This window comes from Streptomyces sp. NRRL S-1022 (genome assembly GCF_000720135.1).
GTDB lineage: Bacteria > Actinomycetota > Actinomycetes > Streptomycetales > Streptomycetaceae > Streptomyces.
Window position 1 is genome coordinate 1 of sequence record NZ_JOIU01000039.1, and the last position, 19,298, is coordinate 19,298.

Annotated in this window: 19 protein-coding genes and 1 tRNA gene; 10 read left to right on the forward strand and 10 right to left on the reverse strand. The window is 72.5% G+C overall.

Annotated features, from left to right (window positions below):
- The first annotated feature begins 750 nt into the window (after nt 1-750).
- A complete protein-coding gene (locus IG05_RS0137510) occupies nt 751-1,416 on the forward strand; it encodes a bifunctional DNA primase/polymerase (protein WP_030348594.1) in 666 nt (221 codons plus the stop codon).
- A 55-nt stretch (nt 1,417-1,471) separates the two neighbouring features.
- Nucleotides 1,472-2,032, forward strand: coding sequence for a hypothetical protein (locus IG05_RS0137515; RefSeq protein ID WP_234336186.1), 561 nt, complete (start codon nt 1,472-1,474; stop codon nt 2,030-2,032).
- Nucleotides 2,033-2,289: 257 nt separating this feature from the next.
- On the opposite strand, the gene IG05_RS0137520 is transcribed toward IG05_RS0137515, so the two are convergent.
- The 3 genes from IG05_RS0137520 to IG05_RS0137530 all read right to left on the reverse strand — a co-directional run bounded on the left by IG05_RS0137520 (nt 2,290) and on the right by IG05_RS0137530 (nt 5,033).
- On the reverse strand, nt 2,290-3,252 hold the full coding sequence (locus IG05_RS0137520; protein ID WP_030348596.1) for a DUF5926 family protein: 963 nt from the start codon (nt 3,250-3,252) through the stop codon (nt 2,290-2,292).
- Nucleotides 3,253-3,445: 193 nt separating this feature from the next.
- A complete protein-coding gene (locus IG05_RS0137525; RefSeq protein WP_030348597.1) occupies nt 3,446-4,093 on the reverse strand; it encodes an ATP-binding protein in 648 nt (215 codons plus the stop codon).
- A gap of 112 nt (nt 4,094-4,205) precedes the next feature.
- Nucleotides 4,206-5,033, reverse strand: a complete 828-nt coding sequence (locus IG05_RS0137530; protein WP_030348598.1) for a glycerophosphodiester phosphodiesterase — start codon at nt 5,031-5,033, stop codon at nt 4,206-4,208.
- A gap of 270 nt (nt 5,034-5,303) precedes the next feature.
- Here IG05_RS0137530 and IG05_RS0137535 point away from each other — a divergent pair, with 270 nt between their 5' ends.
- Nucleotides 5,304-6,689: a S1C family serine protease gene (locus tag IG05_RS0137535; RefSeq protein WP_030348599.1), complete on the forward strand. Its 1,386-nt coding sequence runs from the start codon at nt 5,304-5,306 to the stop codon at nt 6,687-6,689.
- 84 nt (nt 6,690-6,773) lie between these two features.
- Nucleotides 6,774-6,860 (forward strand) — tRNA-Ser (locus IG05_RS0137540).
- A gap of 109 nt (nt 6,861-6,969) precedes the next feature.
- On the opposite strand, the gene IG05_RS0137545 is transcribed toward IG05_RS0137540, so the two are convergent.
- The 3 genes from IG05_RS0137545 to IG05_RS42815 all read right to left on the reverse strand — a co-directional run bounded on the left by IG05_RS0137545 (nt 6,970) and on the right by IG05_RS42815 (nt 10,097).
- The gene (locus IG05_RS0137545) at nt 6,970-8,100 is read right to left on the reverse strand and encodes a catalase family protein (protein WP_030348600.1); all 1,131 of its coding nucleotides are present in this window, start codon (nt 8,098-8,100) and stop codon (nt 6,970-6,972) included.
- Nucleotides 8,101-8,105: 5 nt separating this feature from the next.
- Entirely contained in the window at nt 8,106-9,458 is a 1,353-nt protein-coding gene (locus IG05_RS0137550; protein ID WP_051790666.1) for a Dyp-type peroxidase, read from the reverse strand.
- Between the two features lie 111 nt (nt 9,459-9,569).
- Nucleotides 9,570-10,097, reverse strand: a complete 528-nt coding sequence (locus tag IG05_RS42815; RefSeq protein ID WP_234336188.1) for a hypothetical protein — start codon at nt 10,095-10,097, stop codon at nt 9,570-9,572.
- Between the two features lie 424 nt (nt 10,098-10,521).
- Between IG05_RS42815 and IG05_RS0137560 the strand changes: the two genes are divergently transcribed.
- On the forward strand, nt 10,522-11,199 hold the full coding sequence (locus IG05_RS0137560) for a GAP family protein (protein WP_030348603.1): 678 nt from the start codon (nt 10,522-10,524) through the stop codon (nt 11,197-11,199).
- Nucleotides 11,200-11,206: 7 nt separating this feature from the next.
- Here IG05_RS0137560 and IG05_RS0137565 read toward each other — a convergent pair whose 3' ends face one another.
- The 3 genes from IG05_RS0137565 to IG05_RS0137575 all read right to left on the reverse strand — a co-directional run bounded on the left by IG05_RS0137565 (nt 11,207) and on the right by IG05_RS0137575 (nt 14,109).
- Nucleotides 11,207-12,931, reverse strand: coding sequence for a SpoIIE family protein phosphatase (locus IG05_RS0137565; RefSeq protein WP_030348604.1), 1,725 nt, complete (start codon nt 12,929-12,931; stop codon nt 11,207-11,209).
- 138 nt (nt 12,932-13,069) lie between these two features.
- Complete coding sequence (locus IG05_RS0137570) at nt 13,070-13,552, reverse strand: ATP-binding protein (RefSeq protein ID WP_030348605.1); 483 nt, start codon at nt 13,550-13,552, stop codon at nt 13,070-13,072.
- 164 nt (nt 13,553-13,716) lie between these two features.
- Complete coding sequence (locus IG05_RS0137575) at nt 13,717-14,109, reverse strand: STAS domain-containing protein (protein ID WP_078894783.1); 393 nt, start codon at nt 14,107-14,109, stop codon at nt 13,717-13,719.
- A 128-nt stretch (nt 14,110-14,237) separates the two neighbouring features.
- Here IG05_RS0137575 and IG05_RS0137580 point away from each other — a divergent pair, with 128 nt between their 5' ends.
- Nucleotides 14,238-14,567, forward strand: a complete 330-nt coding sequence (locus IG05_RS0137580) for a helix-turn-helix transcriptional regulator (RefSeq protein WP_030348607.1) — start codon at nt 14,238-14,240, stop codon at nt 14,565-14,567.
- Nucleotides 14,568-14,582: 15 nt separating this feature from the next.
- Here IG05_RS0137580 and IG05_RS0137585 read toward each other — a convergent pair whose 3' ends face one another.
- Nucleotides 14,583-15,452, reverse strand: a complete 870-nt coding sequence (locus IG05_RS0137585) for a bifunctional DNA primase/polymerase (protein WP_030348608.1) — start codon at nt 15,450-15,452, stop codon at nt 14,583-14,585.
- A gap of 585 nt (nt 15,453-16,037) precedes the next feature.
- On the opposite strand from IG05_RS0137585, the gene IG05_RS0137590 reads away from it, so the two are divergent.
- The 4 genes from IG05_RS0137590 to IG05_RS0137605 all read left to right on the forward strand — a co-directional run bounded on the left by IG05_RS0137590 (nt 16,038) and on the right by IG05_RS0137605 (nt 19,201).
- Nucleotides 16,038-16,949 (forward strand): bifunctional MaoC family dehydratase N-terminal/OB-fold nucleic acid binding domain-containing protein, encoded by a 912-nt coding sequence (locus IG05_RS0137590; protein WP_030348609.1) that lies wholly within the window; start codon nt 16,038-16,040, stop codon nt 16,947-16,949.
- Nucleotides 16,946-17,338 carry a MaoC/PaaZ C-terminal domain-containing protein gene (locus IG05_RS0137595; protein WP_030348610.1) on the forward strand — a complete coding sequence of 131 codons (393 nt, stop codon included), beginning with the start codon at nt 16,946-16,948 and terminating at the stop codon, nt 17,336-17,338. Before IG05_RS0137590 ends, IG05_RS0137595 begins: the two co-directional genes overlap by 4 nt.
- Nucleotides 17,335-18,501: a lipid-transfer protein gene (locus tag IG05_RS0137600; protein ID WP_030348611.1), complete on the forward strand. Its 1,167-nt coding sequence runs from the start codon at nt 17,335-17,337 to the stop codon at nt 18,499-18,501. The genes IG05_RS0137595 and IG05_RS0137600 overlap by 4 nt, the downstream gene beginning before the upstream one ends.
- Nucleotides 18,502-18,649: 148 nt before the next feature.
- Entirely contained in the window at nt 18,650-19,201 is a 552-nt protein-coding gene (locus IG05_RS0137605; RefSeq protein ID WP_030348612.1) for a SigE family RNA polymerase sigma factor, read from the forward strand.
- The last annotated feature ends 97 nt before the right edge of the window (nt 19,202-19,298 follow it).

The window sequence follows — 19,298 nt, forward strand, 5'->3', positions numbered from 1 at the left end:
GGAGGGCACCGGGGGCGGGGGCGTGGGGGGCGGGGACGGAGGCGGCGCCGACGGCGGGGGAGGAGGGCGCAGTGTGTGCGGGCGTGGGGACCGTAGGATCGATTCCAGCCACTTTCGGAGGGTGCGGGGCGTTCATGGCGTCCGGCCTTCAGACCAGTGCGTATTGCTCAGAAGCATCGCAAACCCCCATGTCATTCTGCGCCGCTAGCAGTGTCTCCACATGTACACGCACTCGTGAGGGGATGTCCAGCATTGTCCTGCTGGGATTCCTGGTGTCCATGAGTTGTGGAAGGGTTTTTCCCGAACCCCTTGCCTTACTGCCAAGTTGGCTAAAAACTGCCTCAGGTAACGGTCCATTGCGGTCGACTGGCCTTGCTCGACGGAGCGTCACAGCGGTCGTGATGGGTACGTACTCGGAGAAGGCCAGGGGTGGTTGGGGACCACCCGGAACCTGGCGACGGACCCGGGCGTCATAGCCACCGACGACCGAGCCCCATCCTCCCGTGGCGGAGGCGGAGAGAAATACGCGCGGCGGCAAAACGCCAGACTTCGCCACCCCCACGCCGCGCCCGTGCTTTTGATTAGACGCACTATGGACGCGGACACGGCCCACGCTCGACCCCTCGGGGATCCCCATGCCGTGCACAGGGGTGTGATGCGCCCATAGGTACGCACAGTAAAGAGATCGACACATGGTGTGATATTTGCCCACGGTGTTGCCAGCGGTGCAACGGAAAGGAACGAGCGCTCATGCGCGAGATCCTCGGAAGGCGACGCAGGCTTCTGTCCAGGCGGAACGGCGGGAAGCCCGAGCTGATCGGCGCGGCCCTGACCTTCGCGACGGAGTGGCAGTGGCCGGTCCTCCCCGGTGTGGCGCCGGACCCGCAAGGGCGGGCCCGCTGCGCCTGCCCCGACCCCGAGTGCACGGTGCCCGGTGCGCACCCCTTCGACCCCGGCCTGCTCGCGGCCACCACCGACGCGCGCATGGTGCGCTGGTGGTGGACCAACCGGCCGAGCGCGCCCGTCATCCTGGCCACGGGCGGCAGCGCGCCCTGCGCGGTCAGCCTGCCGGCGCTCGCCGCGTCCCGCGCCCTCGCCCTGCTCGACCGGCGCGGCATGCGACTCGGCCCGGTGATCGCCGCGCCGACCCGCTGGTCGCTGCTCGTGAAGCCCTACTCGATGGAGCAGCTCGGCGAACTGCTGTACGCCAAGGACTTCGTCCCCGGCTCGCTGCGCTTCCACGGCGAGGGCGGCTATGTCGCGCTGCCCCCGTCCGAGACCGGCCAGGGCGCCGTCCGCTGGGAGCGGGCACCGCTGCCCGGCTCGGCCGCGCCCTGGGTGCCCGATGTGGAGGCCGTGGTGGACGCCGTGGTCGACGCCCTCACTCGTACGGGTGTGAGCGCGCCCGAGTTGTAGGGGGTGTCGGCGCGGGCGGGGCTGCCGGGCCCCGCTCGCTCGTTATCTTCCGCACATGCTGCGACATTCCGGCGGCCACCGTGCCCCCCAGCGGGATCCCCGACGGCTGCCTCTGCTCCTCCTCGTGGGCGTCGTGGCGGCCGTGGTCGCCCTGCCGCTGACCATGGCCTCCGCCGGGCAGGCGGGCGACGCCGGCCGGGCCTCCGCACCGGCTGCCTCCCGCGGTGACGCCGGGCCCCGCCCGGGCACCGCGCACCGCTCCCCCTTCGCGCTCGGCCTGGGGCTCGCCACCGCCGCCCGCTGCGGCCCCGAACTGACCTCGCCCGACGGCATCGAGGCGCAGACCTGTGTGCTGACGCAGGGCGAGGACACCTGGGCGCGCACCTACTACCGCAACGCCACCGGCGAGTCGCTGGACTCCGTGCTGAGCCTGATGGGCCCGGGCGGCCGGAACGTGCAGATGCACTGCGCCACCGGGACCGACGACGAGCCCGCCACCTGCGAGACACCGCGCGAGCACAGCCGGGGCGGACCGGACGGCTACACGGCCTTCGCCGAGTTCGCCGAGCCCGGCGCGGACGGGCCGCTGCTGCTCCGCTCGGGCAGCAACTCCTGAGGCCGTCGAGGGAGTTGCCGACGGCGGCACCGGTGCCGGACGCGGACATGGAAAGGCCCGGTTGCTGGCGACGGGGGATGCACCAGCAACCGGGCTACTGGAACGGTAACAAGAGATCGGCGGTTCGCAAATTCCGGGTTGGCTATTCGGACACCGATTTCCCTGACCGAACCGGGAGTTGTGACAGGAGTCACCTGCCGCACGGCCGGGTGCCACGGCTGACCGGCCGGTCAGCCGTGACGGGCGCGCGCGGGACGTCAGCTGAGCGTGACCTGCCGGTTGGTCAGTCCGCCGCGCGCCCGGCGCTCGTCCGGGGTGAGCGGCTCGCGGACGGCGAGGGCCGCGGCGAGGCGCTCGGCGAACTCGGCGGCCGGCTTCTCCACGTCCTCGGCAAAGACCCCGCTCGGCAGGTCCCAGACCGGCACGGTGAGGCCGTGAGCACGGAAGGAGCCGACGAGCCGGGTGCCCTCGCCGAGGCTGGAGCGGCCCGCCGCGTGCAGGCGCGCGAGGGCGTCCAGAAGCTGCTCCTCGGGGTGCGGCATGACCCAGCGCAGGTGGTTCTTCTCCGGGGTCTCGCACCAGTAGGCCGCGTCCACGCCGGCCAGCTTCACGGTCGGGATGGCAGCGGCGTTGGCCCGCTCCAGGGAGGCGGCCACCTCCGGGGAGGCGTTCTCCGCGTCCGGCACCCAGAACTCGAAGCCGCTGTGCACGACGGGCTCGAAGACGCCCTCCGGGTCGAGCAGGTCCTGCAGCCGCGGACCGTCGGCGGGGGCGCGGCGGCCCTGCACCGGGGTGCCGGGCTCGGCCTCCAGGGCGCGCAGCAGGGTGTCGGCCAGGTCGCGGCTGATGTCGCCGGACGCCGTGTCGTTCTGCAGGCCGATCAGGACCGAGCCGTCGTCGCGGCGCAGCGCGGGCCAGGCCATCGGCAGCACCGTGGCCAGGGTGACCGACGGGACGCCCTCGGGCAGGCCCTCCCGCAGGGTCAGCCCGGCCGTCGCCGCCGGGACCAGCTCGCGCAGTGCCACCCAGTCGCACTCGCCGGGCAGCCCCTCGAACGGGCGTTGCACCAGCTCGGTCGCGGCGTGCGCGGCGGTTCGGCCGTGGCAGGCCTTGTAGCGCCGGCCGCTGCCGCACGGACAGGGTTCGCGGGCGCCGACAACCGGGATCTCCCCGTCGATCGGCTGCGGCTTGGCCTTCGTCTGGGGTCGCTTCTTGGCCATGGTGGGTGTCTCCCGGTTACGGCTCTTCTCGTACGTCGGGAGCCTAGCCGTTCGGACCACGACCGACGGGAACCTGTGGACAACGCACGCGCGCTCGACGCCGGTGGTGTGAAGCCGGGGGCGTGTTACGGGCGGTGGCGGGCCGTCAGCTCGTGCCGCCTTCTGCCCGTGTCGCCGTCAGTCCGTGTCGCCGTCAGTCCATGTCCTCGAACGCGTCCGCGAAGTCCAGGCCGGGCAGGTCCGGGAGGCTCGGCAGCGGCGCGTGCGTGACGCGCGTAGCGAAAGCGTCGCGGTGGCAGCGGGCGTCGGGATCATGGACGTCGTCGTGGACCACCACCCAGACCGTCACCTCGCCCTGGGCGTCGTCGCGGACGCCCCAGTCGTCGGCGAGGGCCGTGATGATGTTCAGTCCCCGGCCGCCGTGCGCGGTCACCGACGGAGTGGCCGGCGCCGGGCGGGTCGGGCCGCCGCCGTCCGTGACCTCCACGATGAGCCGCCCGCGCGGGTCGACGCGCCATGCGGCGAGGACGTCCCCGTCCCCGGCCGGCGCGTCCCCCAAGGGGCGCCCGTGCTTGCAGGCGTTGCTCAAAAGTTCGGAAAGGATCAGTACGGCGTCGTCGATGACCGATTCCGATACGCCACCGCTGCGCAGCTGCGCCCGCATCCGGTGCCGTGCCTCGCCCACGCCCGCAGGGCCATGGGGTACGGCCATGCTCGACGACGTGGGCACCTCCTGTGCCACCACCAACGCCACCCCCGAGACCTCCTTCGCCCCACGCCACGGAGTGGATGCCCTCTTGGCCTGTACCGGAAACCGGCCAGTCCCCTTCCGCTGACGCATTCGACAGGAAGGTGAACGCAGCGAACGCGCCGGTGCACTCCCTGTGACGAACCCGTCCGGAAGCGGCCGGTACGGTGCGGTTCGCGGGGGCGCCGGCGGCCGTCCGGACGGCTCAGCGGCCCAGCTGCCGCAGCACTGCGCGCGGGCGGTTGGTGATGATGGCGTCGACGCCCAGCCCGACGCACAGATCGACGTCCTCGGGCTCGTTCACGGTCCACACGTGGACCTGGTGCCCCGCCCGCTTCAGCCGCTCGATGTAGGCGGGGTGGTTGCGCACGATGCGGATCGAGGGGCCCGCCACCTGCACACCCGCCGGCAGCCGTCCGTCGCGCAGCCGCGGCGAGACGAACTGCATCAGGTAGACCGTCGGCAGCGTCGGCGCCACGGCCCGCACGCGGTGCAGCGAGCGCGCCGAGAAGCTCATGATCCGGACCGGCGACTCGGCGGCGGAGTCCGGCGCGTCCAGGCCGAACCGCTCCAGCAGCGCGATCAGCCGCTCCTCGACCTGGCCCGCCCAGCGCGTGGGGTGCTTGGTCTCGATGGCCAGCTCCACCCGCCGCCCGGCGTCCGCGACCAGCTCCAGCAGCCGCTCCAGGGTGAGGACGGAGGTCTCCTCGCGGTCCTCCGGCCGGTGTTCCCAGTCGGGCTCCTCGTCCCGCCCGCGCCAGGCCTCGCGCGTCTTCCAGGAGCCGAAGTCCAGGGCGGCCAGATCGGCCAGCTCCAGCGCGGAGACCGCCCCGCGGCCGTTGGAGGTACGGTTCACCCGCCGGTCGTGGACACAGACCAGATGTCCGTCCGCGGTCAGCCGTACATCGCACTCCAGGGCGTCCGCGCCGTCCTCGATCGCCTTCCGGTAGGCGGCGAGGGTGTGCTCGGGGGCGTCCTCGGAGGCGCCGCGGTGGGCGACCACCCGGATGGTGTGCTGTCGTGCGTGGGTCACCGCGTCATGGTGCCACCGTCGGCGGGTAGACGTGGCGGGGTGGGCGCAGGAGCGCGTGGAACGCGCGCGGGCAGCTCCTTCACGGCACACCGCGCAAGGCGCCCGTTTATAAAACCTTTGCGCGAAAGATCCCAGATAAACCGATATAAAGAGGACCGGCGGACCCACAGCCACGGCTTATGGTGCTCTGACGGCCCGTGGGAAAAGCTGACTGCAGAGCAGCGCGACCAGCGTGACCGAGACAACAGGCGTGGACCGAGGAGAAGACCTGTGAGCACCGAGAACGAGGGCAACGCGGTACCCCCGGCGCCGTCCGCACCTCCCGTGCCGATGGCCTCTCCCACCGCTTCCCCGCAGGGGCACGCCCCCGAGGGGAACGCGCCGACGGCCCCCCTGCCTCCCGTACCGCAGGAGACCCCCGCGGCCCCCGGCGGCTCCTGGCCCCCGCCGCAGGCCACCCCGGCCTACGGCGACGGCGGCGCGGGCGGCCCGGGCGCCGGCTGGGGCGCCTCCTACCAGCAGCCCGCCCCCAAGCCGCGCAGCGGACGCGGCGGCCTGGTGGCGGCGGTCCTGGTGGCGGCGCTGGTCGCGGGCGGCCTGGGCGGCGGCCTCGGCTACACCCTGGCCAAGGACCGGGACGACCGCGGCTCCACCACCGTCTCCTCCGACAGCAGCGCCACCCAGGTCAAGCGCGCGCCGGGGACGATCGCGGGCGTGGCCGCCAGGGCGCTGCCCAGCACGGTCACCATCGAGGCGGAGAGCAACAACGGCGAGGGCGGCACGGGCACCGGCTTCGTCTTCGACACCCAGGGCCACATCGTCACCAACAACCACGTGGTGGCGGAGGCCGTGGACGGCGGCAAGCTGACGGCCACCTTCCCGAACGGCAGGAAGTACGACGCCGAGATCGTCGGGCACGCGCAGGGCTACGACGTGGCGGTCGTCAAGCTCAAGAACGCCCCCTCCGACCTCAAGCCGCTCGCTCTCGGCGACTCCGACAAGGTGGCCGTCGGTGACGAGACGATCGCCATCGGCGCCCCCTTCGGCCTGTCCAACACGGTGACCACCGGCATCATCAGCGCCAAGAACCGCCCGGTGGCCTCCAGCGACGGCAGCTCCTCAAGCAAGGCGTCGTACATGAGCGCGCTGCAGACGGACGCGTCGATCAACCCGGGCAACTCCGGTGGCCCGCTGCTGGACGCCTCCGGCGCGGTCATCGGCATCAACTCCGCGATCCAGTCCACCGGCAGCGGCGGCTTCGGCTCCGGCCAGTCCGGCTCGATCGGCCTGGGCTTCGCCATCCCGATCAACCAGGCCAAGTACGTCGCCCAGCAGCTGATCAAGACCGGCAAGCCGGTGTACGCCAAGATCGGCGCCTCCGTCTCCCTGGAGGACTCCGGCGACGGCGCCCAGATCACCGACCAGGGCACGGGCGGCTCCGCCGCGGTCGAGTCGGGCGGCCCGGCGGACAAGGCCGGCCTCAAGCCCGGTGACGTCATCACCAAGCTCGACGACCACGTGATCGACAGCGGCCCGACCCTGATCGGCGAGATCTGGACCCACGAGCCGGGCGACAAGGTCACGATCACCTACAAGCGGGGCGGCCAGGAGCACACGGCGCAACTGACGCTGGCCGCACGCGAGGGCGACAGCTGACCACCCCCGTACGGCTACCACCGCCCCGCGATCCGGCGGCGGGCCGGTAATCTGTACCCGCGCCGTCGATCTCGGGCGGCGCGGGGAGGTGTGCCCGAGCGGCCTAAGGGAACGGTCTTGAAAACCGTCGTGGCAGCGATGTCACCGTGGGTTCAAATCCCACCGCCTCCGCGCAGGTCATGGATGTGCACGCCGGAAGGGGCGCCCCTCGCCGAGGGGCGCCCCTTCTGCGTGGGGCGACGGACCGGCTCCGCCGGGCCCGGCCGCCGCGTGGGACGTGTCACGGGGCCGGGCCGAGCACCCGGTCGGCGCTGCGCGGTTCGGTGCGTGTCTGGTGGTTGAGCCGGTGGCGGGCGATGGAGGAGCGGCGGTAGACCTCCTTGCGGGCCCGCATGATGTTGCCGAGGGGCGCGTGCTCGGCGGTGACCCGCCAGGGTGTGAAGGACAGCGAGTCCATCTTCGCCAGGTTCTCCGGGCCGGAGATGTCCTGGCGCGGGAGTCGCAGCCTGGCCACGGTGACGGACGGCGACAGCGACTCGGGCCACTCCACGGTGGTGTCCTCCACCGGCATGCGTGCCAGGTCGGTGCAGAGCTGGACCTGGATGTCGAAGGCGTAGGGCCGCTCCTGCAACTCGGCCTGGAGGGCGGGCCGGAACACCTCCTGCGCGGAGGAGGGGTCGATGGTGCGCCGGACCACCGCGGCGGCACTTTCCGGGTCGGGAGTGATGCGCACCTTGGCGATGTGGTCGCCGTGCCTGACCGCGCCCATCGTCCAGTAGCTCGACAGCAGCAGGTTGGCCGGCGGGGTCTTCGACAGGCGGAGGAAGGCCAGGAACTCGTCCCATGCCCAGTCGTCCTGGTCCAGGGTTCCCTTGCCGGTCAGGAACTCGGTGAAGAAGCGGTGGGCGCCGGGGCGGCCCTGGGAGAAGTAGTCCGGTGCGTTCAGGAACAGGTCCTGGATGAAGAGGTAGTGCTCGACCGTGTTGCAGAAGAAGACCGGTCCGTTGATGTTGGCGTAGTCGAAGGTGCCCGTGTCCGGTTCGTCCTCCAGCAGGGTCGGGCCGGGGATGCCGAACATCTTCAGCGCCAGGCCGGTGGCGGCGCCCAGCCGCGCGTCGGCTCCGGCGTGCGGCGAGCCGTTGGAGAAGCGGATGAGCGCATCGTGGGTCCCCGGTGTCGCGTAGATGCCCTGGGCGTACTCGGGCGGCAGCCCGTCCAGGATCTCCACTTCACCGCGGACCAGTCCGTATCCCTTGGCGTGGGCGTCGCGCAGGGCCTCCCCGGTGCCACCGGCCCGGACGGATTCGGCGATGTACTGCTCGGTCTTCTCGATCACCGTCCGCACGTGCCGGTCGAAGTCCGGGTCCGGTGCCTCGACGTCGGGCGTGTAGGGGACGAACTGTGCTGCCATGACTCTCAGTCCTCCGGCTCGGCGAGCCAGCGCAGGGCACGCAGACCCGGCACGAAGCAGTACTCGCCGCCGCGGGTCGCCACGAAGCTGGGCAGGTTCCGCAGGCGGCGCCGGACCGGCTTGGCGGGAATGGTGACGCTGCCGGTTCCGTCGTGATGGCCGGCCACCGGGTCCTTCTCGCCGGGATAGCCGATGAAATTGCCGTCGTTGACCCACTCGGACTTGATGAACTCGAACTGCCGTTCAAGGTGGGCCCCGATGAAGACTCCGACCAGCCCCCGGTCGGCGCCGTCGTCCTCCAGTACGCCCTCGGGCAGCGGCGGGCCGTAGGTGGTGCCGCGGCGGATGAGCCGGTGCATCCGTGCGTCGCCGATGATGGTGGCGTCACGGGGGTTGTTCCGGCGGATGTGCGCGCCGGCGGGGCACCGCAGTCCGCGGTCGTCGTCCTCCCGGTACAGGAAGTTGTTGACGCGCTGCGGATCCGCCGCCAGCTCCGGGTCGTCGTGCTCCGGCGCCAGCGCCAGCGGCGCGCCACTCGGCCAGCGTCCGACCATCTTGGCCGCCAGGAGCGCTTCCTCCGCGGCGTCGGAGCTGTTGGCGCGCAGGTACCGGCGCCAGGCCGCCACGTCGGTGCGGAGCTTGCGAACGGCCACGTAGGTTCCGTTGCGTCCCAGCACCTCGGGGGTGGGCATGGGCGGCAGATTGCCGGTCTCGTCGGGGTAGCCGAGGATGAACTCGCCGGCCTTGATGGGAGTTTCCCGCGGATTGGAGCCGGGCAGTCCGACGCCTTCGATGTTCGGATGGCTGATGCCGTCCCGGAAGCCGAAGGTGGTGCGTCCGGTCGGCAGCTGGTGGACGTCCTGTGCCCAGATCACCTGGACACCGGGGGTCTCCTGGTAGGCGACCCGGACCTGCTCCAGGTCACGGTCCAGTTGCGCCGCGTCCGAGGCGAGGGCGCTCAGCGCGACGTGGACGTCGCCCGATCCGAACGGTTCCTCCCAGTGGTCCGGGGCGTTGTCGCCCACATCGCCGATCAGTGCCGCCCGGGCGGCCATGCCCTCGCGGAACGCCTGCGGAAAGCTGTCCAGCGACTCCTGGGGCACCCCGAGGGCCCGCAGCCCCTGCCAGGTGAACGCCACGGACACCCAGGCGTCACGGTGCCGGTCGGTGCTCGGCAGACCGCCCGAGGTCAGCGGCAGCAATCGCCGCAGCAGGGCGCGCCCGGCGCGGGGGTCGTCGACGCGCAGGAAGAGGAACTTCCCCTCGTAGGGCACGGGTCGGGGGCGCAGTGCCCCGCTCTGCACATCCTCGATCTCGACGCGTACGCCGGCCGTGCTGTCGCTGTCTGCCGTGCTCATGATCGTGTGGGCCTCCGCATCGGTTCCGGTCCGGGCAGCTCCGCAGCGGCTGGTCCGCGTCCGCCGGCGCGCTCCACCGAAGGGGACCCGGCATGATCCAAACGAGAGGCCCTAGGCCGAGGCCTCTTCCAGCAGCTTCTGGAAAGCGGGGGTGTTCACCAGCTCCGCGTTGGCCGGGTTCTCCAGCGCCGCGTGGAACTCGGGGGTGTCCAGCACCTCTTCGAACGCCTCCTCCACGCGGTGGTCCTTGTAGATCTGCTGGACGGTCAGCTCGGGGTAGGCGCTGAGGAACACGTTCGCGGGCGCCTGACGGGCCACGAACCAGTCCTTCACCCCGGGATCCTTGACGCCGGGGAACCCCACGCTGTGCGAGAAGACCTTGTCGAAGCGTTCCCCGACCACCGTCTTGGCGAAGTCGTCGATGTAGGCGTCCCACGAGCCGTCGAAGACGCTGGCGAACATGAACCGGGTGTCGTTGTCGAAGATCACGTGCCGTGCGTCGTGCAGGGTGCCGATCTGGCGCACGGCCGCGTGGACCCTCTCGCTCTCCGCCGCGTCGGCCATGACGTCGAGATCCTCCCGCAGCGCGTCCGCATGGCCGGGCTTGATCTCGGTGAACACGGTGAATTCGCTGCTCACCCCGTCCGACCTGCCCGGACGCTCGGGGTGAGCCGACTGGGGTGTTCGTGCTGTTGACGTCATCGTGGGAATCCCCTGCCACGGATCGGTGTGAGGTCCACCCGGCACCCGGCCACAGGGCGCCATCGCCCTCACCTGTCCATGCTCACCACCGGCGCGCGGTCTCGCATCCCGGCGACCGGGGAACGCGCACGAGCCGGTGCTGCCGAGGACAGACCGGGCCGGGCGCAGGAAGATGGGACCGGGCCGTGTGTGCCGGGAACGGGGTCGTCACCACGCCGGTCCGCCGGTGCCACGCGGCCGTGCGGCCGCGGCGCGAGCTTGCGCGGGAGAGCCCCTCGCGCCGTACGGGCGGCCGGGGCATCCACGCCCCGCCGGATTCCTGCCGGACGGGCCGTCACCCCCACCGCAACGGGAGGCAACCATGGGCGCAGTTCTCGGTGACGTGCTGGGTCTCGCGGCCGGCGTCGCGGTCAGCCCCCTCCCGGTCATCGCCGTCATCCTCATCCTCGCCACGCCCCGGGGGCGTCTCAACGGGATCCTCTTCACCGTCGGCTGGATCATCGGGCTTTCGGTCCTGGGTGCCGTGATGCTGGCGATCGCCTCCCCGGCGCACGCCTCGGCGCACAAGCACCCGGCCACCTGGGTCGGGGCCCTCAAGACCGCTCTCGGCCTGCTCCTCCTCTTCTTCGGTGCCCGGCAGTGGCGGCGGCGCCCGAAGGATCCCTCGCAGGCGAAGCTGCCGAAGTGGATGGGCGCGATCGACCGCCTCACGCCGGTCAAGGTCTTCGGGCTCGGTACGGCCCTGGCCGCGCTCAACGCCAAGAACGCCCCGCTGACCATCGCCGCGGGCGCCGCCATCGGCTCCGCCGGTCTTCCGGTCGGCCAGCAGATCGGGTCACTGGCGGTCTTCGTCGTGATCGCCACGCTGGGACTGCTGGTCCCGCTCGGTGTCTTCCTCCTCGGCGGGGAAGGGGCCAGGACCACGCTCGGCAACTGGAAGGACTGGGCGGCTCGGCACAACGTCGCCGTGATGGCCGTCCTGTTCTTCGTCCTCGGGCTGAAACTGCTGGGGGACGGCATCTCCGTCCTCGCCTCCTGACACGTCCTCAGCCGGCGTCCTCTCTCGGCGGTGTGCGCAGGGTGAGGAGGGCGACGTCGTCGATGCCGGGGGGCTGGACGCGGCGCAGGAGCTGGTCGGTGAAGGACGGCAGGGGCCGGTGGGCGAGGGCGGCGGCGTGCTGCCGGAGCCGGTGGAGGCCCTCGTCCAGGGTCTGGCCGGGCGCCTCGATGAGGCCGTCGGTGTAGAGCAGCAGCGTGGACCCGGGCGGCAGCGGTGTGCTGGCGTCGGGGCGGGGCCCCAGGACCCCGGTGCCGAGCAGGAGACCGTGGCCTTCGGTGAGGTAGCGGGCCAGGCCGTTGTGGTCGATGAGCAGGGGCGGGGGGTGGCCGGCGTTGGTCCAGGACAGCTTCCAGTGTCCGTCGTCCGTCTCGGCCACCCGGGCGAAGATGAGCGTGGCCATGCTGACGTCGGTGATCGGCATGACCGCCTCGTCCAGGCGTTCGACGATCCGGCTGGGGGGTTCCCGCTGGGACCAGGCGTAGGCGCGGAGCATGTTGCGCAGCTGGGCCATGCCGGCCGCCGCCTCCAGGTCGTGGCCGACGACGTCCCCGATGGCCAGCGCGGTGGCGCCGTCGGAGAGGGTGAAGGCGTCGTACCAGTCGCCGCCGACCTGGGAGGCGTCGGGGGCGGGCAGGTAGCGGACGGTCATCTGCAGGCCGGGCACGCTCGGCATCTGCGGCAGCAGGTGGTTCTGCATGGTCTCGGCGACCGCGCGCTGGCGCTGGTAGAGGCGGGCGTTGTCCAGGGCGACCCCGGCGCGGCGCGCGATGTCCTCGATCAGCGGCAGGTCGGCGATGGTGTAGTTGCCCGGCTTCTCGGCGCGGCCGAGGGTGAGGGCGCCCAGGACTTCACGGGTGCTGCGCAGCGGGGCGATCGCCGCGGAGTGGATGCCGGTGGCGTCGAACAGGCGGCGCTGCTCCACCGCGATCCCGGAGTCCGGGGCGCCCTGGTAGGTCTCGGGCCCCGCCAGGGTGGAGGCGACGCCGCGCAGGGCCCGGGACAGGGGCATCGGGGATTCCGTGGGGATCGGCGGCATGGGCCCCTGGAGGTCCTCGTGCCGCACGAGCGTGTCGCCGTCCGCCTGGACCACGGCGGTGCGCCACACCTCGTCGCGCTCGGTGATCAGGTCGATGACGACCCAGTCCGCCAGCCGGGGCACGACCAGCCGCACCAGCCGGCGCTGTGCCTCCTCGACGTCGAAGGTGGAGGTCAGCTGTGTGGTGGTCTCGGCCAGCAGGGCCAGCCGCTCCAGATCGCTCATCCGCTCGGCCCGCTCCGGGCCCGGCTCGGTGGGCGGTCCCGCCTCGGGAGTGTGGAAGACCACGAGGGTGCCGGCTCCGGGGCCGGCGATGGTGTAGGGGGTGATCAGCCACGAGATGCGCAGCAGGGAGCCGTCGCCACGGGCGAAGTATTCCTCCTCGCCCTGGGCCGGCTGCCCGGCGTGGAACGCCTGGCGCATGGTGCACCGGGAGGTGGGCAGCGGCTGGCCCTGGGGCCCGCGGTGCAGCAGCTCGTGGGCGTCCTGGCCGATCAGGTCCTCGGCGGGCCGGTCCAGCAGCCGCTCGGTGAGGGAGTTGACGGCGACGATGAGGCCCTGCTCGTCGGCGACGTAGGCGCCCGTGCCGATGGCGTTCAGTGCGTCGGTGAGCCGGGCGTCGGACACTCCCCGTGACCGGTCAGGGCCGGTCCCGGCGGTCTTCGGCTCCGTCATGTCCTCGCCTCCGGAAGGTCGGTCCCCGTCCGCGGTGCCGCAGGGGGCGCGCCGCGTGACGTCTTCAGGTGTCCCTTCCCGTATGCCCCGCGGCGGGGATCCGGTCTCCCGCCCGGCGGGGGGACACCGCCGGGCGGGTCACGGACCGGACAGGGCACCCTGCGTCCGGTCGGGGAGCAGGCGCACGTGGGCGACGACCTGCTTGCCGAGAGCGTGCGACACGGTCACGAAGCGGTGGCTGAGGACGTTCACGAGACGCAGGCCGTGCCCGCCGATACGCCCCTCGTCCGGCGGCCTGGGTACGGGTTCCCTGGGTGAGGTGTCCCACACGGTGATCGACACTTCGGTGCCGGACAGCTCCAGGACCACCCCGCAGGGGCCGGGGGCGTGCCGTATGGCATTGGTCAGCAGCTCGCTGATCACGAGTTCGGCGTCCATGACCGCGGTCGGGGAGAGGGGCGGGTGCCCGACGTCCGCGGCGCGTGCCAGGACGGCCCGGAGCGCCTTCCGCCCGTCGGCCGCGCGTGCGGCACCCCCGGCGAAAGCCGCGCTGAACCGCACGGGCTCATGCCGCTTCCCGGCCTGGTCATCTGCCGCCTTCTGCCCAAGCGGGATGGCCATTGCTGTTGCCTTACCAGTGGCGAGGATCCTTGCTGGTGCTGTGCGCACCCTCCGGCTACCCGGGGCCCGACGGGCCGGGCATCCGGTCTCGCGGCATCGTACGGCACCCCGGCCGCGGGCCCGCACGGCGCCGTCCCGGGCCGGCCGCGCCTCCGGTGCGGGGCTCAGGAGACGGCGGCGTCCACCGTCTCGCGGATCTCCAGGACGCCGTCGGCGCCGGTGATCTCGAACAGCCGCCGGAGCTGCCGGGGCGGCGCTGCCACGCGCAGGGTGCCCGTGTGGTGGGTGAGGATCAGCAGGTTGAGGAACGTCGAGTCCGCGAAGACGACACCGGAGGCGTCCAGGACCACCGTCGGGTGCCGCTTCGCGGCGGCGTCCAGCGCGTCCGCCAGGGGCGTGATCGAGTGCAGGTCGTAGGCGCCGTGCGGGGCGACGACCCAGGCGCCGTGCCGTTCGTACTGGACGACAGCCGTCTGCGTGGTAGCCGTCTGCGCGGTGTGCCCGCCGGCCTGGTCCGACCGCCGCTCCCCGGCGGCGCTGCTGGTGAGTCTTGGCATGACGGCTTCATCCCAGGACACCTTGAGGCTCCTTCCGTGGCGCTTCATCGCGGGACCAGGTCAGCGAATACCGGAAAAGTATGTCACGTATCTGGGTTCCGGCAACGGGGTACCTTAAAATGCTGGGCATGGTTGGAGTGCCCGAACCTCACACCGGATGGACGTTCATCACCAACCACGCGCGCGTACTGGCGGCCATCGCCGACAACCCGAACGTCCGGATCCGTGACATCGCCGCCCGCTGCCGGCTCACGGAGCGCGCCGTCCAGCGGATCATCTCCGATCTGGAGCAGGACGGTTACCTCTCCCACACCCGTGACGGGCGCACGAACACCTACCGCATCGAGCCGGACAAGGTGCTGCGCCATCCCGCGGAGGCCGGCCTCTCCGTGGCCTCCCTGCTGTCCCTGCTGGTGCGGGACGAGACCGAGCGCGCCGGGAACCCGGTCGCCCAGTAGGTCCCGGCCCGGGCGTCACGGCTGGTGGCCCGTCATCCGGGCCGCCGAGGCGATCGTCGCGCGGGCCTCCTGTTCGGTCAGGCCGGTGTGCAGGGCCGCCTCGGCGAGGGGGTCCGCCAGGGCGGGGCCGATGCCGTTCTCGTAGGCGCGGCAGGCCGCCCAGAACAGGCGCGTGTTGCGCTGGCCCTCGTGGGCGGTCAGGACGAAGTGGACCAGGCCGCGGCCGTGGTCGCCGGGCGCGGGCGGAGCCGGCCGGTGGGGGCGCGGCGGGGGCAGCAGCAGGCGGAGCAGGGACGGCGGACAGGCGGCCGGGGGCAGGTGGGCGGTGCCGGGCGCGGCGGTGTAGACGCCGTGGCCGGTACGGGAACCGGGGCCGACGAGGTAACCGCCGGCGCCCCGGATGTCGATGCCGGGGGCGAGCCGGCCGGCCGAGTTCGGTACGACGGTGTCCGGCGGGCCGGTCAGCCACAGGTGGCGGCCGCCGCTCGGGGTGAGGACGACGACCGTCTCCGGGATCGTGAACAGGTGGCGCAGGGCCAGTTCCCGCAGTGCGGCCGAGGAGTCCGTGCCGGACTTGGTGTCCAGGTCGACGCCGATCAGGTGGTACGGGGGCAGCCCGCAGGCGATGCCGTAGCCGGTGGCCCAGGGCGCGGCGGCGAAGAGCTCGCGGATGCGGACGGGGTCGCTGGAGGCGTCGTACACGCCGTGGCCGAAGCGTCCGCAGGCGCCGTGGCAGGGGTGCCCCGGGGCGGGGTCGTCGCGGTGCGGGGAGCGCAGGGCCGGGAGCTTGGTCCGGGACAGGGGGATCACGGCCAGACCGCGTTCGGCGGCTGACAGGGCGTGCGCGAGGGCCAGCGTGGTGGCCTGCCGGTCGGTGGTGGCCATGGCTCCATGTTCGTACGCACGTTCGAAAAAGGGAAGGGTGGACCGGACGGCGTGCGCCGGTGCGGGGCGAATGGCCGGAACCGTGCAGCACCGATTCATCCCTGGTGGAGCCTGTACAGGGGGATTCGGGCTGGTTCGTCTCCGTGGCAGAACGGGTGAAAGGGGTTCATCCGGGTTTATCGACTCGTCGTCACGCGTCCGTGCGAATCACGGCTTCCGTGGGGGTTCGCCGGGGTTGTGGTGGGCAACTCTGGAGGCGCGACGTCGTCCATCACAGGTCAAGGCGGCCGGCCAACCGCCCTGACGCGCACCGCGGTTCGTCCGCCCCCGGCCGCGAGGCCGCTGAACACCCGGTTCTGGAGGAACACATGGCGAACATCCGGTGAGCCTCGGGCGAGGCCCCTCGTGGGGAGGGTCCTCGCGGGATGTGCTTCAAGGGTCGCATCACGTCCGCGCGGCGGCGCCTCGGCGCCGCCGCGCAGTCGCGTGCGCGGGCGCCTCCGGCGGGGTCCCGCCTCGACAGCCCTCCCCTTGACACCCCACCCGATCTGACGGACAGTCAGAAACCGTTCCCGGAATCTGGGGGTGGCGGTGCGCGAGGAGCAGGAAGACGACGAACTGGCCGTGCGGCTCAAGGAGTTCGAGGGACGCCCGGCCGCCGTCACCGGCGTCGGCAGGGACCCGGTGAACGCGCCGATGATCCGGCACTGGTGCGAGGCGCTCGGCGACACCAACCCCGCCTACACCGGCCCGGACGCCATCGCCCCGCCCACCATGCTCCAGGCCTGGACGATGGCCGGTCTGGCCGGACCCCGGGCCCGCACCGGGGCGTACGACGCACTCCTCGGCCTGCTGGACGCGGCGGGCTGCACCGCCGTGGTGGCCACCGACTGCGAGCAGGAGTACCTGCGGCCCCTGCGGCCGGGCGACGAGGTCGCGTTCGACACGGTGATCGAGGAGGTCTCCGGCCGCAAGACGACCCGGCTCGGCACGGGCTACTTCGTCACCACCCGGACCGACGTCCGGGCCGGCGGCGAGCCGGTCGCCACCCACCGCTTCCGCATCCTGAAGTACGCCCCCGTACCCCGCGCCCCCCGGGCGCGCCGCCCCCGCCCTGTGGTCAACCGGGACAACGCCGGCTTCTGGCAGGGCGTGGCCGAGCACCGGCTCCTCGTCCAGCGCTGCACGGCCTGCGGCACCCCGCGCCACCCGTGGCTGCCGGGCTGCAACACCTGCGGCAGCCCGGACTGGGACACGGTGGAGGCGAGCGGCGAGGGCACGGTCTACTCGTACGTGGTGCTGCACCACCCGCCGTTCCCGGCCTTCGACCCCCCGTACGCGGTCGGCCTGATCGAACTCGCCGAGGGCGTGCGGATGGTGAGCAACGTGGTCGGGGTGCCGTACGACGAGGTGCGCATCGGGCTGCCGGTACGGCTGGAGTTCCAGCGGTGCGACGAGGAGCTGACGGTGCCGGTGTTCCGGGTGGTGGAGCGGTGAGGGCCGGGGACCGGCTGCCGCCGCTGGAGATCCCGGTGACCCGCACCCTGATCGTGGCCGGCGCCATCGCCTCCCGGGACTACCAGGACGTGCACCACGACCCGGAACTGGCCCGGCGGAAGGGCGCACCGGACATCTTCATGAACATCCTGACCACGAACGGCCTGGTCGGCCGGTACGTCACCGACCACTTCGGCCCCGCCGCGGTGCTCCGCAAGGTCGCCGTCCGGCTGGGCGCGCCCAACCACCCCGGGGACACGATGGTGCTGACCGGCAGCGTCGAGGAGGTCGACGGGGACACGGCCGTCGTCCGGGTCGTCGGTGCCAACGGCCTCGGCACCCATGTGACGGCCACGGTCACCGTCACCCTCCCGGGGGCCGGATCATGAGCCTGCGCGAGCGCGACACCCTCGGCGGACGCGCGGCGATCGCCGGCATCGGGGCCACCGGGTTCTCCAAGGACTCCGGCCGCAGCGAGCTGCGCCTGGCGGTGGAGGCGGTGCGGGCCGCCCTCGACGACGCCGGGCTCACCCCGGCGGACGTGGACGGACTGGTGACCTTCAGCATGGACACCAGCCCGGAGATCACCGTGGCCCAGGCCTGCGGGATGGGCGAGCTGTCCTTCTTCTCCCGGGTGCACTACGGCGGCGGGGCGGCCTGCGCCACCGTCCAGCAGGCGGCGCTCGCGGTGGCGACGGGCGTGGCGGAGGTCGTGGTCTGCTACCGCGCGTTCAACGAGCGCTCGGGCCGCCGGTTCGGCGCGGGCGTGCAGCACCGGGAGCCGTCGGCGGAAGGGGCGGCCCTCGGCTGGGTGCTGCCGTTCGGGCTGCTCACCCCGGCCTCCTGGGTGGCGATGGCCGCCCGGCGGTACCTGCACGCGTACGGCCTGACACCGGAGGCGTTCGGGCACGTGGCCGTCATGGGCCGGGAGTACGCGGCGACCAACCCCGCCGCCTGGTTCCACGGCCGCCCGATCACCCTCGCCGACCACGCCGCCTCCCGCTGGATCGCCGAGCCGCTGCGGCTGCTGGACTGCTGCCAGGAGACCGACGGCGGGCAGGCGGTCGTCGTCACCTCCCTGGAGCGGGCCCGGGACCTGCCGCGGCCCCCCGCCGTGATCGCGGCGGCGGCCCAGGGCGCGGGCCGGGCGCAGGAGCAGATGACCGGCTTCTACCGGGACGGCCTGACCGGCCTGCCGGAGGCGGGCGCGGTGGCCCGGCAGCTGTGGCGCACCAGCGGACTCGGCCCGGACGCCGTCGACGTGGGGATCCTGTACGACCACTTCACCCCGTTCGTGCTGATGCAGCTGGAGGAGTTCGGCTTCTGCGGCCGGGGCGAGGCGGCGGAGTTCGTAGCCGAGCGGCTGCTGCCGCTGAACACCCACGGGGGCCAGCTCGGGGAGGCGTACCTGCACGGTATGAACGGCATCGCGGAGGCGGTGCGGCAGCTGCGGGGCACGGCCGTGAACCAGGTCCCGGGGGCGGCCCGCACCCTGGTGACGGCCGGCACCGGAGTGCCGACATCGGGCCTGGTCCTGACGGCGGACGGCTGACCTCCTCGGGGTCGTACCCGCAGACGGTACGGTCCCGTACTCCACCTTCAGGAGGTGGAGACAGCCCCACCCCTACAACCTGAGGGGGACTCGCCTTCGGGACCTGCGGGCGATCCGCCGCGGTGGGCGTCGCTCCTAGCGTGGAGCCATGACCACACCCGTCTGCACCAGCGCCTCGGCCGCCGCCGCTCCCGCGCGGCAGACCTACCCGTCGTTCGCGTCCTACGTGCGCGCCCGCCAGCCGGTGCTGCTGCGCACCGCCCGCTCGCTGACCGCGAACCCGAACGACGCCGAGGACCTGCTGCAGACCGCGCTCGCCAAGACCTACGTGGCCTGGGAGCGGATCGAGGACCAGCGGGCGCTCGACGGCTACGTGCGCCGGGCCCTGGTGAACACCCGGACCTCGCAGTGGCGCAAGCGCAGGGTGGACGAGTTCGCCTGCGACGAACTGCCCGAGCCGGAGACCGTGCCCGGCGGCGACGACCCGGCCGAGCGGCAGGCGCTGCACGACGCCATGTGGCGGGCGGTGCTTCGGCTGCCGGCCCGCCAGCGGGCGATGGTCGTCCTGCGGTACTACGAGGACCTGAGCGAGGCCCAGACCGCCGAGGTGCTCGGGGTGTCGGTGGGCACGGTGAAGTCGGCGGTCTCCCGCGCGCTGGGCAAACTGCGCGAGGACCCGGAGCTGACCCTGGTCCGCTAGAGACGCTCTTCGACGGCAACGTGACCGCTCAGTGACCCATCCCCTAGTGACATACCGCTCGGTATGTGCGCAGAATCAGCGCACCCCTACCACCGCG

What these genes read in the sequence shown, in the direction of transcription:
- IG05_RS0137510 (WP_030348594.1), top strand. Translation starts at nt 751, where the DNA reads ATGCGCGAGATCCTCGGAAGGCGACGCAGGCTTCTGTCCAGGCGGAAC.
- IG05_RS0137515 (WP_234336186.1), top strand. Translation starts at nt 1,472, where the DNA reads ATGCTGCGACATTCCGGCGGCCACCGTGCCCCCCAGCGGGATCCCCGA.
- IG05_RS0137520 (WP_030348596.1), bottom strand. Translation starts at nt 3,252, where the DNA reads ATGGCCAAGAAGCGACCCCAGACGAAGGCCAAGCCGCAGCCGATCGAC.
- IG05_RS0137525 (WP_030348597.1), bottom strand. Translation starts at nt 4,093, where the DNA reads ATGCGTCAGCGGAAGGGGACTGGCCGGTTTCCGGTACAGGCCAAGAGG.
- IG05_RS0137545 (WP_030348600.1), bottom strand. Translation starts at nt 8,100, where the DNA reads ATGGCAGCACAGTTCGTCCCCTACACGCCCGACGTCGAGGCACCGGAC.
- IG05_RS0137550 (WP_051790666.1), bottom strand. Translation starts at nt 9,458, where the DNA reads ATGAGCACGGCAGACAGCGACAGCACGGCCGGCGTACGCGTCGAGATC.
- IG05_RS0137560 (WP_030348603.1), top strand. Translation starts at nt 10,522, where the DNA reads ATGGGCGCAGTTCTCGGTGACGTGCTGGGTCTCGCGGCCGGCGTCGCG.
- IG05_RS0137565 (WP_030348604.1), bottom strand. Translation starts at nt 12,931, where the DNA reads ATGACGGAGCCGAAGACCGCCGGGACCGGCCCTGACCGGTCACGGGGA.
- IG05_RS0137570 (WP_030348605.1), bottom strand. Translation starts at nt 13,552, where the DNA reads ATGGCCATCCCGCTTGGGCAGAAGGCGGCAGATGACCAGGCCGGGAAG.
- IG05_RS0137575 (WP_078894783.1), bottom strand. Translation starts at nt 14,109, where the DNA reads ATGCCAAGACTCACCAGCAGCGCCGCCGGGGAGCGGCGGTCGGACCAG.
- IG05_RS0137580 (WP_030348607.1), top strand. Translation starts at nt 14,238, where the DNA reads ATGGTTGGAGTGCCCGAACCTCACACCGGATGGACGTTCATCACCAAC.
- IG05_RS0137585 (WP_030348608.1), bottom strand. Translation starts at nt 15,452, where the DNA reads ATGGCCACCACCGACCGGCAGGCCACCACGCTGGCCCTCGCGCACGCC.
- IG05_RS0137600 (WP_030348611.1), top strand. Translation starts at nt 17,335, where the DNA reads ATGAGCCTGCGCGAGCGCGACACCCTCGGCGGACGCGCGGCGATCGCC.
- IG05_RS0137605 (WP_030348612.1), top strand. Translation starts at nt 18,650, where the DNA reads ATGACCACACCCGTCTGCACCAGCGCCTCGGCCGCCGCCGCTCCCGCG.